Source organism: Limnohabitans sp. (assembly GCF_044361645.1).
Classification (GTDB): Bacteria; Pseudomonadota; Gammaproteobacteria; order Burkholderiales; family Burkholderiaceae_C; genus Limnohabitans_A.
The window spans coordinates 1-13200 of sequence record NZ_JBIKIL010000001.1 but is presented as its reverse complement, the minus strand read 5'-3'; the positions used below and the strand labels follow the sequence as shown (position 1 = coordinate 13200).

The following is a 13200-nucleotide window of genomic DNA, read 5'->3' as shown; positions in this document are numbered from 1 at the left end:
GCTCAGACCTTGGACAGCAGGGTTTGTTGGGCGTCGGCGGTCAAAGCTTCTAACATCAGACCGGCGTTGAAAGGGTGTTCGGCCGTGCGGGCCGACTGCGTCAAACGCTTGAACCAATCGGTCAGCACCGACACCGAGGCGGCGCTGGCGGGCAATTGCGCAGCCTCAAAGAAACGTGGCGTGGCACCCAATTGGCGCAGCACCAAATCGTGGCAAAGCTTTTGCAAGGCGTCGATGGCATGCGCCGGACTCAGGTCGGCCAAATGCCGGGCATCGCCTTGGCGCATGGCCTTTGGGAAATGCGCCCACCAATCGGGCGACGAACCAGCTTGAGCTTGCCGCAGCGCGTCATTGGGGCGACCGCCCGCACTGCGCAACAAAGCCTGCGCCACGGGCGCGGGCATGCCCTGCCCGCCCAACCAGCTGAGGGCTTCTTCGGGCTCGGGCCATTGCATGGTGTGGGCCAGGCAGCGGCTGCGGATGGTGGGCAGCAGCAGGTGGCTGGCCTCGGTGGCCAGCACAAAACGCACATCGCCCGGCGGCTCTTCCAGGGTTTTGAGCAAAGCATTGGCCGTGATGGTGTTCATGCGCTCGGCCGGAAACACCAAAACCGCCTTGCCGCGCCCCCGCGCATTGGTGCGCTGCGCGAAAGCCACCGCATCGCGCATCGCTTCCACCCGGATCTCTTTGCTGGGTTTGCGGCTTTTTTTGTCGATCTCGTCTTGCGCTTTCTCGGACAGCGGCCAGCCCAATTCGAGCATCACCGTCTCGGGCATCAGCAACGCCAGGTCGGCATGGGTGTGCACCGTGATCGCGTGGCAGCTCGGGCAGTCGCCGCAAGCGCCTTGCTCTGTGGGTTTTTCGCAAAGCCAGGCCGACACCAAGGCCAGCGCCAGTGCGTATTGGCCCAAGCCCGATGGGCCTTGCAGCAACCAAGCGTGGCCGCGCTGGGCCAGTAAATCAGTGGCCTGACGGGCGATCCAAGGGGCGTTCAAGACCGCACTCATGCGGCGACCCCTTGCAGCCAGTCACTCACGACACGGGACACATCAGCACCCACGGCTGGCATGCTCTGCGCAGCGTCAATGCGGGCAAAACGGCTGGGCATTTCGGCTTGGCGGCGGGCATAAGCGGCCCGCACAGCGGCAAAAAAGTCAGCCGGCTGGGACTCAAACTTGTCCGGTACGCGGGCCGAGGCCAGGCGCTGCGCGGCGATGTGCGGGTCCAGATCGAACCAGACCGTCAGATCAGGTTGTCGCAAAGAACCGTCTGGCAGAGCCTGCACCATGCGCTCCAGCTGCCCCAGCACCTGCCAGTCAAAACCTCGGCCACCGCCTTGGTAGGCAAAGGTGGCGTCGGTGAAGCGGTCGCACAAGACAACATCGCCCCGGGCCAAGCTCGGCTCGATCACCTGCACCAAATGCTCGCGGCGGGCCGCGAACATCAACAAGGCCTCGGTCAGCGGGTCCATGGGCTCGTGCAGCACCAGCTCGCGCAGCTTTTCTGACAACGGCGTGCCGCCCGGCTCGCGTGTGATGACGACCGCCCTGCCCGTATCGCGGAACAACTGGGCCACAAGCGCAATGTGCGAGGACTTGCCCGCACCGTCGATGCCTTCAAAACTGAGGAACAAACCGCGTGTCATGGTGTGCGTGAAAGACAAAACCCGATTGTCGCAGGTGTCGCAACCGCACCTGTGGAAGCGTTCTGCGCCCAAGAAAAGTCTTCACCCAATCCCATCGCGGTCAGAGACCGCTCCTACAAAAAACATTCGACCTTCGGCACAAAATCACCTCGTGGGAGCGGTCTCTGACCGCGAATCCCTGTAGGAGCGGTCTCTGACCGCGAAAAGCGCATGCACACCCCCGCCACCTTCTATGTGGGAGCGGTCTCTGACCGCGATGATCGCTTGCACACCAGAACTTACTTCTGCCCGCGCTGGTAACGGTTCACGGCCCGGTTGTGCTCGTCCAGCGTGGCGCTGAAGTGGCTGCTGCCGTCACCCTTGGCCACAAAGTACAAGGCCTGCGTTTTGGCGGGCTGCACCGCCGCCAACAAAGACGCCTTGCCGGGCATGGCAATCGGCGTGGGTGGCAAGCCGCCCCGGGTGTAGGTGTTCCAGGGGTTGTCGGTCTGTAAATGGATGCGGCGCAGGTTGCCGTCAAAGGCCTCGCCCAGCCCATAAATCACCGTCGGGTCGGTCTGCAGCCGCATGCCAATGCGCATGCGGTTGTTGAACACGCCCGAGATCAGCGGGCGGTCTGCGCCCTGGCCGGTTTCTTTTTCCACAATGCTGGCCATAATCAAGGCCTCCTCGGCGGACTTGAGCGACACACCGGGCAAGCGGGCTTGCCAAGCGCCTTGCAACTGTTTGTCCATGGCTTTCATGGCCCGTTGCAACACCGCCAGGTCGCTGCTGCCTTTGGCGTATGAATACGTGTCCGGGTAAAAGCGCCCTTCCGGGGCGACGCCGGAGCGTCCCAATTGGGTCATCAAGGCCTCATCAGACAACGCACGGCTGTCGGGCTTGAGGTGCTCAGCCTTGGCCAGCGCTTGGCGAACTTGCCGCCAGTTCCAGCCCTCCACCATCGTCACGGTGCGCAAACTCTCTTCGCCCCGCACCAGCATGCTGAGCAAGCGTTGTGGCGTGGTGCCGGGGGCGATTTCGTAGCTGCCCGCGCGCATCAGGCGCGACTGACCCGACAGGCGAAACCACGCGAACAACAAACGGGGTGAGGTTTGCGCCCCGGCCTCTTGCACCGCTTGGGCAATGCCTTTGGCCGACGTGCCCGGCGCGATCGACAAATCGAGCGTGCGTTGCTGTGTATCGATCGGCGCATGCACCCAAAAATAAGCGGCGCAGGCCAGTGCCGCGGCCACGGCCAAGCTTGCCAACAACAGGCGGTTCAGCCAATTCATCACGCCTTTGAGCACGGCCAAGTCCTTATTCGAGTGTTATCGCTGAGCAGGCGATGATAATTCAGCCCTTAGCGCGCAGAACCGAATGGACCATGAACACCTTTGCAGAATTGAACCCCGCTTTGTCCACCGCTTTGAACGGTGTCAGCCCCCTGCCCCACTGGGGCTTGATCCAAGCACAAGGCGAAGACGCGGCGAACTTTTTACACAATCAGCTGAGCAACGACGTGTTGCTCTTGCCCGTGGGCCAATCGCGCTTGGCCGCTTTTTGCTCGGCCAAGGGCCGCATGCAGGCCAGCTTCATTGTCATCAAAACCGCACCCGACACGGTTTTGCTGGTCTTGAGCCAGGATTTGCTGGCCGCAACGCTCAAGCGCCTGTCCATGTTCGTGCTGCGCGCCAAAGTCAAGATGAGCGACGCCAGCGCCCATTGGCAGCTGCGCGGCTTGTTGGGCGACAGCGCCCGTGCCGTTTTGGCTGAGGCCTCTCCTTGGCAAACCGCCAGTGCCGACGGGGCCCACGCTGTAGCGCTGTATCCCGCTGTGTTGGGCGACACCCCAGTGCCTCGCGCCCTGTGGCTCGGCGCGCCATCGCAAGCACTGCCTGTCGGGGCTGAGCTGTCCACCGAAGTTTGGGCCTGGGCCGAAGTCATGAGCGGTGTGACCTTGGTCACTCAGCCCGTGTTCGAGGCCTTCGTGCCGCAAATGCTCAATTACGAATCGGTGGGCGGCGTGAACTTCAAAAAAGGCTGCTACCCCGGCCAAGAAGTCGTGGCCCGCAGCCAGTTTCGCGGCACGCTCAAGCGCCGCACGGCGCTGGTGCACAGCCCGGTGGCTTTGGGCGCGGGGCAAAACGTGTTCACCCCCACAGACCCTGAGCAGCCTTGCGCCACCGTGGTGCTGAGCGCAGCGCGGCCGGATGGCCAGGGCTTTGATGCGCTGGTCAGCGGTACGCTGGAGAGCCAGCACAGCGGGTGGCGATTGGGCAGCTCAGAGGGCCAGGTCCTGGACATTTTGGCCCTGCCCTACGCCCTGCTGGCCGACATCTGATCAGCCCTAGCAGCGCAGCCTTTCGCGGTCAGAGACCGTTCCCACAAAAGCCAGAACCTCTTTCCCATGCAGGAGCGGTCTGCGACCGCGATGGTTTTGGGCTTGCGCCTTTCGCGGTCGCAGACCGTTCCCACAAAAGCCAGAACCTCTTTCCCATGTAGGAGCGGTCTCCGACCGCGATCAGGTCGGCTGCAATGGGCTCACAGCTTGCGCACCATCTCAATGTGCGCAATCCCTGCATCTTCAAAAACACCCCCGTGCGGCGCAAAGCCTGAGCGTTTGTAAAAACCTTCGGCGCTGCATTGCGCATGCAGGATGACCTGGGTATCGCCCCGGTGCTGCGCAGCGTCCATCAGGGCGTGCAGCACGCGGTGACCCAAATCGCTGCCTCGCATCTGCTTTTTCACCGCCATGCGGCCGATGCGCGACACACCCGGGGCGTGTTGAATCAGGCGGCCTGTGGCCAGACACAGGCCCATGCGGTTCAGGGCCACGGCATGCAAGGCGGTTTCGTCCTCGTGGTCCAATTCCAACTCGGCGGGCACTTTTTGCTCGTGCACAAACACCTCGGTGCGCAGCGGGCTGGCCAGTTTCTGAAAGTCGTGCCAAGACCCCACATGCACCTGCACCATGTCCTCGCCGCGCTCAAAACCACCGAGCATGTCGCGCAGCGGGGCCGGGATAGCTTGGCTCTTTTTGACCACGGGATCTGCATACACATAGACGAGTTCGCCGGTGATCAGCAGTTCGTCTCCCCGAAAAATGGCCCCGACAAAGGTCATGGACGAATTGCCCACCCGCTCGCAACGCATGCACACATCCAGAAAATCGTCCATTTCGGCACTCGCGTGGTACTCCAAGCTGGCCTTTTTGACAAACAAATCGCCGCCCAGAAGGTGCATGGTCTCAGCGTAAGGCATGGCCAGTTGCCGCCAGTAGTCGGTCACAGCGGTGTCGAAGTACATGAGGTAATGGCCGTTGAAGACAATTTTTTGCATGTCCACTTCGACCCAGCGCACGCGCATGCGGTGAGAAAACCGAAAGTCTTGGCGTTTCATGAGGTTCCTTTCAAGGGGGTCATTGTGTAGGAGCGGTCTCTGACCGCGATCAAGTTCAAGCAGAACAGCAATCGCGGTCAGAGACCGCTCCTACAAGGCATGGGCTTGGGCAGCGTTTGCGCCATTTTGCAGGAGTGGTCTCTGACCGCGATGCCGTGTGAACCAAGCGCCTATCGCGGTCGGAGACCGCTCCCAAAGGGCATGGGCCTGGGCAGCGATTGCGCCATTTTGTAGGAGCGGTCTCTGACCGCGATCAAGTTCAAGCAGAACAGCAATCGCGGTCAGAGACCGCTCCTACAAGGCTCGTGGTCGAAGGCTTGTCGCAGCGCCCGCCCGGCGTCAGCATGGGCGGTCAAAGCATCAGGAATGGCGCGGCCCATGGTGATGAAACCGTGGACCACGCCTTTGTAAATTTCCAGATCAACCGGCACGCCCGCCATGCGCAGGGTGTCGGCGTAGAGCACGCCCTCGTCCACCAGCGGGTCGCACTCGGCCAAGCCAATCCAAGTTGGGGCCAGGCCGCTGTGATCAGCTGCTGTCATGGGGGCAAAGCGCCAGTCAGCACGGTCGTCTTCGTCGATGTAGTTGGCAAAAAACCAGTCCACCGTTGCCTTGTCGAGCATGAAGCCTTCGGCAAAGCTGTGGTGCGAGGCGGTGTTTTGCCGGGCCAGTGTGCCCGGGTAAAACAGCAATTGCAAAGCCAATTTCAGACCTGCATCGCGGGCCATCAGCGCGCACACGGCGGCCAAGGTGCCCCCGGCGCTGTCGCCGCCCACCGCCAAACGCGTGCGGTCCAGACCCAGGGCGAGGCCATTTTGGTGCAGCCAGTTCAGCGCGTCCCAGCTGTCATGCACGGCCATGGGAAAGCGGTGCTCGGGTGCCAGCCGATAGGCCAGCGACACCACGGCGCAATGCCCTTGGCGCGAGAGTTGGCGGCACAGCACATCGTGCGTGCAGAGGCTGCCGACGGTGAAACCGCCACCGTGCAGGTAAAGCAGCACCGGCAATGCGCTGGCATGGGATGGGGCATAAAGTCGGGCAGGCATGGCGTGACCATCGCGTGCAGGCAGGGTGATGTCCTGCACACGGTGCACCTGTGGGGCGGGCTGCAGGTCCAGCATGGGCCCGCCGATGTCGTAGAACGCTCGAGCCTGTGCCGGTGTCATGGCGGCCATGGGCGGGCGGCCCGCGCGCTGCACCCGCTCGATCAGGCTGCGCGAGGCCTCGTTCAACAGAGCGCGGGGGTTGAGGTGGTGGCTGCTCATACGGTAAATGAATCAGGAGCGTGAATTGACAACCTGTGGCGGACCAAGAACCGGCTTGGGCCACGGATCAAGGCATGACGGCTTGCACAGGCTGGGTCTGCACGGCCACCCCGTGGCGGGGTGGGGCTGCCAACAAGGGTGACAGCAGCGCCGTGCGCCAGTCTGATTCCTGCCGCAAAATGTCCGTTGATCCTACAACGCCCTGCCCTGCAGGCCTGTCAACTGCGCTTGGCCGCCCCTCTTATGGAGTTTTTGCATGTCATTCATCAACTACGTCACCCAAATCCAGATCGACTTTGGCGCCGTGAAGCTGCTGCAGGCCGAGTGCGAGCGCGTGGGCATCCACAAACCGCTGATCGTGACCGATGCGGGCGTCAAAGCCGCGGGCGTGCTGCAAAAAGCTTTGGACGCCCTGCCCGGCTTGCCCGTCACGGTGTTTGACCAAACCCCCTCTAACCCGAACGAAGCGGCCGTGCGCGCTGCGGCGGCCATGTACAAGGCCCACGGCTGCGACGGCCTGATCGCGGTGGGCGGCGGCTCGGCGATCGACTGCGCCAAAGGCGTGGCGATTGCGGTCAGCCACGAAGGCCCGCTCAAAACCTACGCCACCATCGAGGGCGGCTCGCTCAAGATCACCGACCGCGTGGCCCCCATCATCGCTGTGCCCACCACCAGCGGCACTGGCAGCGAGGTGGCCCGAGGCGCGATTTTGATTCTGGACGACGGTCGCAAAGTCGGCTTTCACAGCTGGTTTCTCGTGCCCAAAGCGGCCATTTGCGACCCCGAGCTGACCTTTGGCCTGCCGCCCATGCTGACGGCTGCCACCGGCATGGACGCGGTGGCGCACTGCATGGAAACCTTCATGGCCGCGCCCTTCAACCCGCCTGCCGACGGTATCGCGCTCGATGGCCTGGCACGCGGCTGGGCCAACATCGAACGCGCCACCACGAACGGCCAAGACCGTGAGGCGCGCCTGAACATGATGAGCGCCAGCATGCAAGGCGCCATGGCCTTCCAAAAAGGCTTGGGCTGTGTGCACTCGCTTAGCCACAGCCTGGGCGGCGTGAACCCACGCCTGCACCATGGCACTTTGAACGCCATGTTCTTGCCCGCGGTGGTGAAGTTCAACGCCGTGGCCGAATCCGTGCAAAAAGAAAACCGCCTCAACCGCATGGCCCAGGCCATGGGCCTGCAAAGCGGCTCGGACATCCCCGACGCCATCCGCGACATGTGTGCCCGACTGGGACTGCCCACCGGGCTGGGGGCCATGGGCGTGACCGAAAGCCTGTTTGATGCGGTGATCACCGGGGCGCTGGCCGACCACTGCCACAAGACCAACCCGCGCATCGCCTCGGCCGACGAATACCGGGACATGCTGCTGACCAGCCTCTAAGCGCCACCTCTGTAGCAGCGGTCTCTGACCGCGATAGGCTTCGCCGGTACATCCTTCGCGGTCGGAGACCGCTCCTACAAAAAACCGCCCATCGCGCTCTACAAATCAAGCGTCCATGGCCCCCCTTGTGGGAGCGGTCTCTGACCGCGAAGCATTAGACCCAAATGGCGTCCCAATGTGGGTACTGCCCCGTTCTGACCACCAACCCTGCCCTCACGGGGTTGGACACCACGTACCGGGCCACTGACGGCAAGTCTTCCTCTTGGCGGAGGGCATGGTCATGAAACCCGCTTTGCCAGATGGGCCGACCAATGCGCAACGCGCTCAGCGTTTTGACGTTGCGCATGCACACCGACAGCGGTACTTTGTCACCCAGCGCCATCATCCAATGCAAGTGATCTGGCATCACCACAAAAGCCAGGGTCTTGGCGTGCTCAAGCCTCTGCTGATCGCGCAACACACCAATCAATGTTCGGGCGTTGAGGAAATCATCAAACACCGGCACCCTGTTTTGGGTCACTGTGGTCAACATGTAAATTTGGCCGGATTGCGAATGTCGCCCCGAACGCAGCCTGTGGGCCTGAGCTTGTGAGTTCATTTTTGCGCTCCCTGAGCAAAAATTTTGGCACAGCAGCTGGTCTTTTAGTGAAAAAGCAGTGGTTTCAACGTCAGGAAATCGGCAACGCGTGCTCGCCCTCAAGGCATCTATTTTTGATGCGGTGATTTTCGCGGTCGGAGACCGCTCCTACAGAGGTAGCCGAACGGTCAAGCGGGTTTCAAGGGGTGAGCAAGCCCTTTGCGTTGCCTTCGCGCCTTTGCTTTTTCAATGGCTTGGGCCTTGGCCAAATGCACACGCAAAGCGGCATCCCAGGCTGACTGGGCCCATTGAACGGCTTCTTCTGAGGCGTCAAAAATCGCATCGGGCGCAGCCCAATACGACAGCGCCACGTCCTTGCCTTTCATGGCGTAGGTGAAAGGCGCAAGGCCCAATGCTTCAAACTCTGAGCGGTTGACTTCATCGGCTTTGAGGTACAGCCGCTGGTCCATCACGATGGCGAACATCAATCCCTCGTGGTACAGACCGTGTCCGCCAAACATGCGGCGGGTCGACACGGGTGCCCAGCCTTCGAGCAATTCCTGCACAAAGGGGATGAAGTCGCTCATATCGGTGGCGCTTGTCAGGGCGCGTTATGGCTGGGCATCTTCGCGCCCACATGCAGCTCGCCACGTGCCTCGGCCAGCTCCACTTGGCGCTGGCGCTCGGCCAGTTTTTCTTTTTGCTCGGGCGTGCGCTGGTCGTGGCAATGCGCGCAGCTCACACCCAAAACGTAATGCGGCGATTTTTTGTCCTCGGCGCTCAGCGGCCAGCGGCAAGAGCGGCACAGATCGTGGCCGCCCACCCCCAAGCCGTGGCCCACGCTGACGCGCTCGTCAAACACAAAGCACTCGCCTTGCCACAGGCTTTGCTCGGGCGGGATTTCTTCCAGGTATTTGAGGATGCCACCTTCGAGGTGGTAGACATCGTCAAAGCCCCGCATTTTCATGAGCGCGGTGGATTTTTCGCAGCGGATGCCGCCGGTGCAAAACATGGCCACCTTGGGTTTTTTGGCCGCATCGGTTTTCAGGTTTTCTTGGGCGTCCAGCCAAGCGGGCAGCTGCACAAAGTTTTTGATGTTCGGGTTGACCGCGCCCTTGAAGCTGCCAATGGCCACTTCATAGTCGTTGCGCGTGTCGATGACCACCACGTCCGGGTCGGCCAGCAAAGCGTTCCAGTCGGCCGGCTTGACGTACTGGCCCACGGTCTTGTTCGGGTCCAACTCGGGCACGCGCAAGGTGACGATCTCTTTTTTGAGCTTGACCTTCATGCGGGTGAACGGCGGCTTGGGGCTCCAAGACGCTTTGTGCGGCAAGTTGGCCAGACGCGGATCGGCGCGCAAAAACGCCAGCACAGCGTGAATGCCTGCCTCTGGCCCGGCAATCGTGCCGTTGATGCCCTCGTGCGCCAAGAGCAAGGTGCCTTTCACATCATGGGCCTCGCAACAGGCTTGCAAGGGCGCTTGCAAGTCAGCGAAATCGGGCAGGTCGACAAATTTGTACAGGGCGGCTGTGAGGTAAAGAGCGTTGAAAGACATGGTGAGATTATCCCTCTCAAACCATGCAGGTTTTTCGGCAACCAAGGGCTTCAGGAGAGCTGAGCCGTGGCCAGTGGCAAGAACAGGGTCAGCGGCGAGTCGGGCAAGGCGATGAAACCATGATGGCTGTAAAAAGCGGCTGCCGCCTCGTCCTTGGCGTCAACGACCAGGGCGAAGGCGGCTATCTCAGAGCGAGCGGCACGGAGCAGCGCATCGGCCAGCAGCGCACCGCCAAGACCTTGCCCTTTGAAGTCACGGTCAACAGCCAAGCGGCCCATGCGCACGGCAGGCACAGTCGGGTAGCGCGGCAGCTTCTTGCGGGTACTGGCCGGCAGATCGGCCAGATACAGGCTGGCAGACGCCAAGGTGTAGTACCCCGCAATGCGCTGCCCGTCAGCCAGGGCCACAAAGCAGGCGGCGACGCGACGTCGAATGTCCTGGCTGGCTTGCTCGCGCAGGTAGCGATTGAGCGGCTCCGAATCGCCATGGAACTTGGCGCGGTCATGCGCCCCATCCAGCGGGGCCAGCAGGAACGGGGCGCGGCTCATTCAGAACGCAAGAGCTTGCTGCGGCGACTGAAGGCACGCGCCAATGCCGGAGCCGGTTTGGGTGGGGACAGCAGCGCCTGCGCAAAACAGGCTTGATCGGCCTGCGACAGACGGATGACATCCGCTTGTTCGATGGCCTGATGTGCGGCGGCTTGCACGGCAGACACCACAAAATCGGTCATGGTGCGGCCCTGCAGCTCGGCGGCACGCTTGAGCATGGCATGCAGATCGGTACTGATTCGGGCTTCGAGGCGGGCGGTAGAAATGGCTGCGGGCATAAAGGTGACCTCCTGATGCGAGGATACGGCAATTTGCCGTATGGATCAAGGTGAAGGCAGCGTTGTATCGGCTACAACAATCTTGATCCTGGTCAGATCCAAGCAACCGAAGCCGCGCTCACAGAGTGCCAAAACCGCAGCGGTCACCGCGCCAACGCGTTGCCGTGATTGCTGAACCCAGTAGCCAAGATCGCACATATTTTTGAAGGCAGAGAACTGTTTGAGTGCGCAAGCTCCGACGAACTGACCTTCAGCGTCAAAGATGCCAATCTCGTGAGCGGTTCATACTTACGGGTCTGGTCGTGAGTGTGGTCACGAATCCTGCTGCTGCGTGTCGGTGACGAGCAACTTGTTAGCCGATGAGCTTGTCATATTCGCCATGCGTCCCGACCCAAAACCAATGTACGCCGCTTGTCACGGGGAGGCCAAGTGCGCGGTAATAGAGACCGACTCGAACGCTGTGAAATCGACCATTTGCGACAGTCTTGAAATGCAACGATGGATGACTTGGATCTGCCTTTAGCTGCGCGAAATTTCGGTGCGCTACGGTTTGAATTTCGGCGGGCAATGCATCGAGGCATTGCCAAAACCGCTTTGACGCCGTGTGCGCCAAACTCAAAGTTGCCTCGCCGACCCTGCGAGATAGTCGGCAATCGCCTCGGCAGCCAATAGGTCGAGCTTGCCAGAAGCTGCATCTTGCTCAATTTGTTTATCCCACGCGTTGCCATCGAATTCAGCGAACCACCGCCGAAATTCTGCCAACTCCACAGGGGGTAGAGATTCCACAGCGCTTTCAATTGCCTTCACGTTTGCCATGTTTCCGCTCCTTTTTGTGCTGCAATTGCTGAAGTATGCAGCAAGTCAACGCCTACTCGCCGCTTGGAGGAAGGGTTGGACGTCTGTCTCAAGAGGCCACGCGTTCTTGCAAGGCTTCTTGAGCAAGCGTGTTGATGCTCTTGCCTTGAGCCTGTGCTTCGATGGCCAGCCGTTCGTGCAACTCGGGCGAGATACGCAAGTTGAACTTGCCGGAGAAGTTGCGCCGTGGTGCAAGGCCCTTTTCTTGACACACGTCGAGGAAGACTTGGAGCGACTTCTTAAACTCGGTCCGAAGTTCCTTCGGGCTCTTGCCGTAAAAATCAGCACCGCCATTCAGACCCAGAATTTCACCTCGAAAGAGATCGAGCTCTTCGTCGTATTCGATCTTCGCGTGATACCCATCTACCGTCATGACATTCATGGTTCCACTCCGTGTTGTTCCAACCACTTGCGCACGCTCGCCACAGCGCCCTTGTCCGTATTCGGCGAAGGGTGAGGTCGGTGGAACACTCGCACTTCTTCGAACAAAACCACGGCTACACGACTGCCCTCGCGCTCGCTGACTTCGGCGCCCAGTTCTACAAACAGCGCTTGAATATCGCGCCACTGGACGTTTCCGCTTACAGGGCGGGCGAAGATCAGTTCAAGAGTTCGCTGGTGCTTGCGCTTCGTGCGGCGATAGTACCACGATCAGGTACCGAACTGGATGAGCCCGCGTCTAGGCGGCTAACGTTGAAGGCCAGCGTCAGCCGCAGGCTGTCGCGACTAGGCCGACGGGTTGGACAAAGCCGCTATGCGGAGCGGTTAAGCAGCAACGGCTGTTGGTGCATTTGTAAGCTGTAGGTTTATGAACAAAGCGCCGCGCTGCCTTGACCGCATCCTGCGCTCGTCTGGCTGGCCGAAACACGTGCCTGTGTTCGCTGAAGCTGGGGTCGATCAGCGGTTGCAGCACTTGCAGCAGTGGCCTCAATATCGAGGCCGTCCGCTCCTGCCGCGCCTTTGTTGGCTTTGACTCGCTGCCAAGCGGCTTGCAGGTTCTGTCGCGTCAGCGCCGCCTCCAGCAGGCCACCAGTGCTTGCTATCGACCTTGCTGACCCTGTGCCTGGGTGCTCATGCAACGTACCTCCAGTTTCGTCACTGGCAGGCTCACACCCAGCTTCACCGGGCTTCCTCCCTGCCAGCCCGGGTTGCCCCAGCATCTGACGCATGACTTTGCAGCTTTCCATGTCTTCAGTCACTCTCTCACGTTTGGCCCTTCGTGGTTTCCTTGTGCCTCCTCGGCCCGATACTCCCACTACTACGGCCTCTGCTGACTTCTCGCTCCGATTTGCAACGTCGGCCTTTCAGCCACAAGGCGAGATCTCCCCGGGTAAGAACGCACACCTTCACCGCACAATCGCCGCATCTACGCCACTTCGCCTTGGTCACAAGAGCTTTGCAAATTGGCGCTTTGAAGTGGACCCCAAAGTCAGGACAGACTTGATGGCAGTTTAAGTTGCACTCAACTTCTCGCAGCTGGACGGCGCTGCCCCGGTTTTTGCCTTTTGTATTGCAGGCTCAATCTCTATTCTGACTTCCTCGTTCGCAGTCCCGCTGGAGCAAAGCGCAACTGGGCGTCTTTCTTGGCTCCGGTATTTGTCCACGATCATCGCACCACCACCGCTTGACGTCTGGTGAACCTCTTGCGGTGTCTGGTTGTCCAGTGACTGGTGCGGACGCTCGGTGTTGTAGAAAGCAAAGTA

Annotated in this window: 16 protein-coding genes and 1 pseudogene; 2 read left to right on the top strand and 15 right to left on the bottom strand. The window is 61.0% G+C overall.

All coding sequences use genetic code 11. The features are described from left to right. Nucleotides 1-2: 2 nt before the first annotated feature. The 3 genes from ACIQ39_RS00085 to mltG all read right to left on the bottom strand — a co-directional run bounded on the left by ACIQ39_RS00085 (nucleotide 3) and on the right by mltG (nucleotide 2919). On the bottom strand, nucleotides 3-1007 hold the full coding sequence (locus tag ACIQ39_RS00085; protein ID WP_396432562.1) for a DNA polymerase III subunit delta': 1005 nt from the start codon (nucleotides 1005-1007) through the stop codon (nucleotides 3-5). Continuing rightward, nucleotides 1004-1645, bottom strand: coding sequence for a dTMP kinase (gene tmk / locus ACIQ39_RS00080; RefSeq protein ID WP_396432561.1), 642 nt, complete (start codon nucleotides 1643-1645; stop codon nucleotides 1004-1006). The genes ACIQ39_RS00085 and tmk overlap by 4 nt, the downstream gene beginning before the upstream one ends. A gap of 278 nt (nucleotides 1646-1923) precedes the next feature. Then, on the bottom strand, nucleotides 1924-2919 hold the full coding sequence (gene mltG, locus ACIQ39_RS00075) for an endolytic transglycosylase MltG (RefSeq protein WP_396432620.1): 996 nt from the start codon (nucleotides 2917-2919) through the stop codon (nucleotides 1924-1926). 92 nt (nucleotides 2920-3011) lie between these two features. Here mltG and ACIQ39_RS00070 point away from each other — a divergent pair, with 92 nt between their 5' ends. Continuing rightward, entirely contained in the window at nucleotides 3012-3968 is a 957-nt protein-coding gene (locus ACIQ39_RS00070) for a YgfZ/GcvT domain-containing protein (RefSeq protein WP_396432560.1), read from the top strand. Between the two features lie 200 nt (nucleotides 3969-4168). On the opposite strand, the gene ACIQ39_RS00065 is transcribed toward ACIQ39_RS00070, so the two are convergent. Both ACIQ39_RS00065 and ACIQ39_RS00060 read right to left on the bottom strand, forming a co-directional pair. Beyond that, on the bottom strand, nucleotides 4169-5026 hold the full coding sequence (locus ACIQ39_RS00065) for a YbgC/FadM family acyl-CoA thioesterase (protein WP_396432559.1): 858 nt from the start codon (nucleotides 5024-5026) through the stop codon (nucleotides 4169-4171). A 281-nt stretch (nucleotides 5027-5307) separates the two neighbouring features. Continuing rightward, complete coding sequence (locus ACIQ39_RS00060) at nucleotides 5308-6291, bottom strand: alpha/beta hydrolase (protein WP_396432558.1); 984 nt, start codon at nucleotides 6289-6291, stop codon at nucleotides 5308-5310. 256 nt (nucleotides 6292-6547) lie between these two features. On the opposite strand from ACIQ39_RS00060, the gene ACIQ39_RS00055 reads away from it, so the two are divergent. Then, nucleotides 6548-7684 carry an iron-containing alcohol dehydrogenase gene (locus ACIQ39_RS00055; RefSeq protein ID WP_396432557.1) on the top strand — a complete coding sequence of 379 codons (1137 nt, stop codon included), beginning with the start codon at nucleotides 6548-6550 and terminating at the stop codon, nucleotides 7682-7684. A 154-nt stretch (nucleotides 7685-7838) separates the two neighbouring features. Here ACIQ39_RS00055 and ACIQ39_RS00050 read toward each other — a convergent pair whose 3' ends face one another. The 10 genes and pseudogenes from ACIQ39_RS00050 to ACIQ39_RS00005 all read right to left on the bottom strand — a co-directional run. Then, nucleotides 7839-8282 (bottom strand): REP-associated tyrosine transposase, encoded by a 444-nt coding sequence (locus tag ACIQ39_RS00050; RefSeq protein ID WP_396432555.1) that lies wholly within the window; start codon nucleotides 8280-8282, stop codon nucleotides 7839-7841. Nucleotides 8283-8449: 167 nt separating this feature from the next. After that, a complete protein-coding gene (locus ACIQ39_RS00045) occupies nucleotides 8450-8848 on the bottom strand; it encodes a TfoX/Sxy family protein (RefSeq protein WP_396432554.1) in 399 nt (132 codons plus the stop codon). Nucleotides 8849-8862: 14 nt separating this feature from the next. Continuing rightward, nucleotides 8863-9816 (bottom strand): rhodanese-related sulfurtransferase, encoded by a 954-nt coding sequence (locus tag ACIQ39_RS00040; protein ID WP_396432553.1) that lies wholly within the window; start codon nucleotides 9814-9816, stop codon nucleotides 8863-8865. A 50-nt stretch (nucleotides 9817-9866) separates the two neighbouring features. Continuing rightward, a complete protein-coding gene (locus tag ACIQ39_RS00035; RefSeq protein ID WP_396432552.1) occupies nucleotides 9867-10364 on the bottom strand; it encodes a GNAT family N-acetyltransferase in 498 nt (165 codons plus the stop codon). Continuing rightward, the gene (locus ACIQ39_RS00030) at nucleotides 10361-10642 is read right to left on the bottom strand and encodes a DUF1778 domain-containing protein (RefSeq protein WP_396432551.1); all 282 of its coding nucleotides are present in this window, start codon (nucleotides 10640-10642) and stop codon (nucleotides 10361-10363) included. Before ACIQ39_RS00030 ends, ACIQ39_RS00035 begins: the two co-directional genes overlap by 4 nt. 45 nt (nucleotides 10643-10687) lie before the next feature. Continuing rightward, on the bottom strand, nucleotides 10688-10906 hold the full coding sequence (locus ACIQ39_RS00025; protein ID WP_396432619.1) for a GNAT family N-acetyltransferase: 219 nt from the start codon (nucleotides 10904-10906) through the stop codon (nucleotides 10688-10690). Between the two features lie 351 nt (nucleotides 10907-11257). Continuing rightward, nucleotides 11258-11458 (bottom strand): hypothetical protein, encoded by a 201-nt coding sequence (locus ACIQ39_RS00020; RefSeq protein WP_396432550.1) that lies wholly within the window; start codon nucleotides 11456-11458, stop codon nucleotides 11258-11260. A gap of 88 nt (nucleotides 11459-11546) precedes the next feature. After that, nucleotides 11547-11879, bottom strand: coding sequence for a type II toxin-antitoxin system HicB family antitoxin (locus ACIQ39_RS00015; protein WP_396432549.1), 333 nt, complete (start codon nucleotides 11877-11879; stop codon nucleotides 11547-11549). Next, nucleotides 11876-12055 carry a type II toxin-antitoxin system HicA family toxin gene (locus ACIQ39_RS00010; RefSeq protein ID WP_396432618.1) on the bottom strand — a complete coding sequence of 60 codons (180 nt, stop codon included), beginning with the start codon at nucleotides 12053-12055 and terminating at the stop codon, nucleotides 11876-11878. The genes ACIQ39_RS00015 and ACIQ39_RS00010 overlap by 4 nt, the downstream gene beginning before the upstream one ends. A gap of 893 nt (nucleotides 12056-12948) precedes the next feature. Beyond that, nucleotides 12949-13200, bottom strand: a pseudogene (locus tag ACIQ39_RS00005) (hypothetical protein); the annotation flags it as partial.

Bases quoted from the DNA above. Each gene is read 5' to 3' on its own strand.
- ACIQ39_RS00085 (WP_396432562.1), bottom strand. From the start codon at position 1,007: ATGAGTGCGGTCTTGAACGCCCCTTGGATCGCCCGTCAGGCCACTGAT.
- tmk (WP_396432561.1), bottom strand. From the start codon at position 1,645: ATGACACGCGGTTTGTTCCTCAGTTTTGAAGGCATCGACGGTGCGGGC.
- mltG (WP_396432620.1), bottom strand. From the start codon at position 2,919: ATGAATTGGCTGAACCGCCTGTTGTTGGCAAGCTTGGCCGTGGCCGCG.
- ACIQ39_RS00070 (WP_396432560.1), top strand. From the start codon at position 3,012: ATGAACACCTTTGCAGAATTGAACCCCGCTTTGTCCACCGCTTTGAAC.
- ACIQ39_RS00065 (WP_396432559.1), bottom strand. From the start codon at position 5,026: ATGAAACGCCAAGACTTTCGGTTTTCTCACCGCATGCGCGTGCGCTGG.
- ACIQ39_RS00060 (WP_396432558.1), bottom strand. From the start codon at position 6,291: ATGAGCAGCCACCACCTCAACCCCCGCGCTCTGTTGAACGAGGCCTCG.
- ACIQ39_RS00055 (WP_396432557.1), top strand. From the start codon at position 6,548: ATGTCATTCATCAACTACGTCACCCAAATCCAGATCGACTTTGGCGCC.
- ACIQ39_RS00050 (WP_396432555.1), bottom strand. From the start codon at position 8,282: ATGAACTCACAAGCTCAGGCCCACAGGCTGCGTTCGGGGCGACATTCG.
- ACIQ39_RS00045 (WP_396432554.1), bottom strand. From the start codon at position 8,848: ATGAGCGACTTCATCCCCTTTGTGCAGGAATTGCTCGAAGGCTGGGCA.
- ACIQ39_RS00040 (WP_396432553.1), bottom strand. From the start codon at position 9,816: ATGTCTTTCAACGCTCTTTACCTCACAGCCGCCCTGTACAAATTTGTC.
- ACIQ39_RS00035 (WP_396432552.1), bottom strand. From the start codon at position 10,364: ATGAGCCGCGCCCCGTTCCTGCTGGCCCCGCTGGATGGGGCGCATGAC.
- ACIQ39_RS00030 (WP_396432551.1), bottom strand. From the start codon at position 10,642: ATGCCCGCAGCCATTTCTACCGCCCGCCTCGAAGCCCGAATCAGTACC.
- ACIQ39_RS00020 (WP_396432550.1), bottom strand. From the start codon at position 11,458: ATGGCAAACGTGAAGGCAATTGAAAGCGCTGTGGAATCTCTACCCCCT.
- ACIQ39_RS00015 (WP_396432549.1), bottom strand. From the start codon at position 11,879: ATGAATGTCATGACGGTAGATGGGTATCACGCGAAGATCGAATACGAC.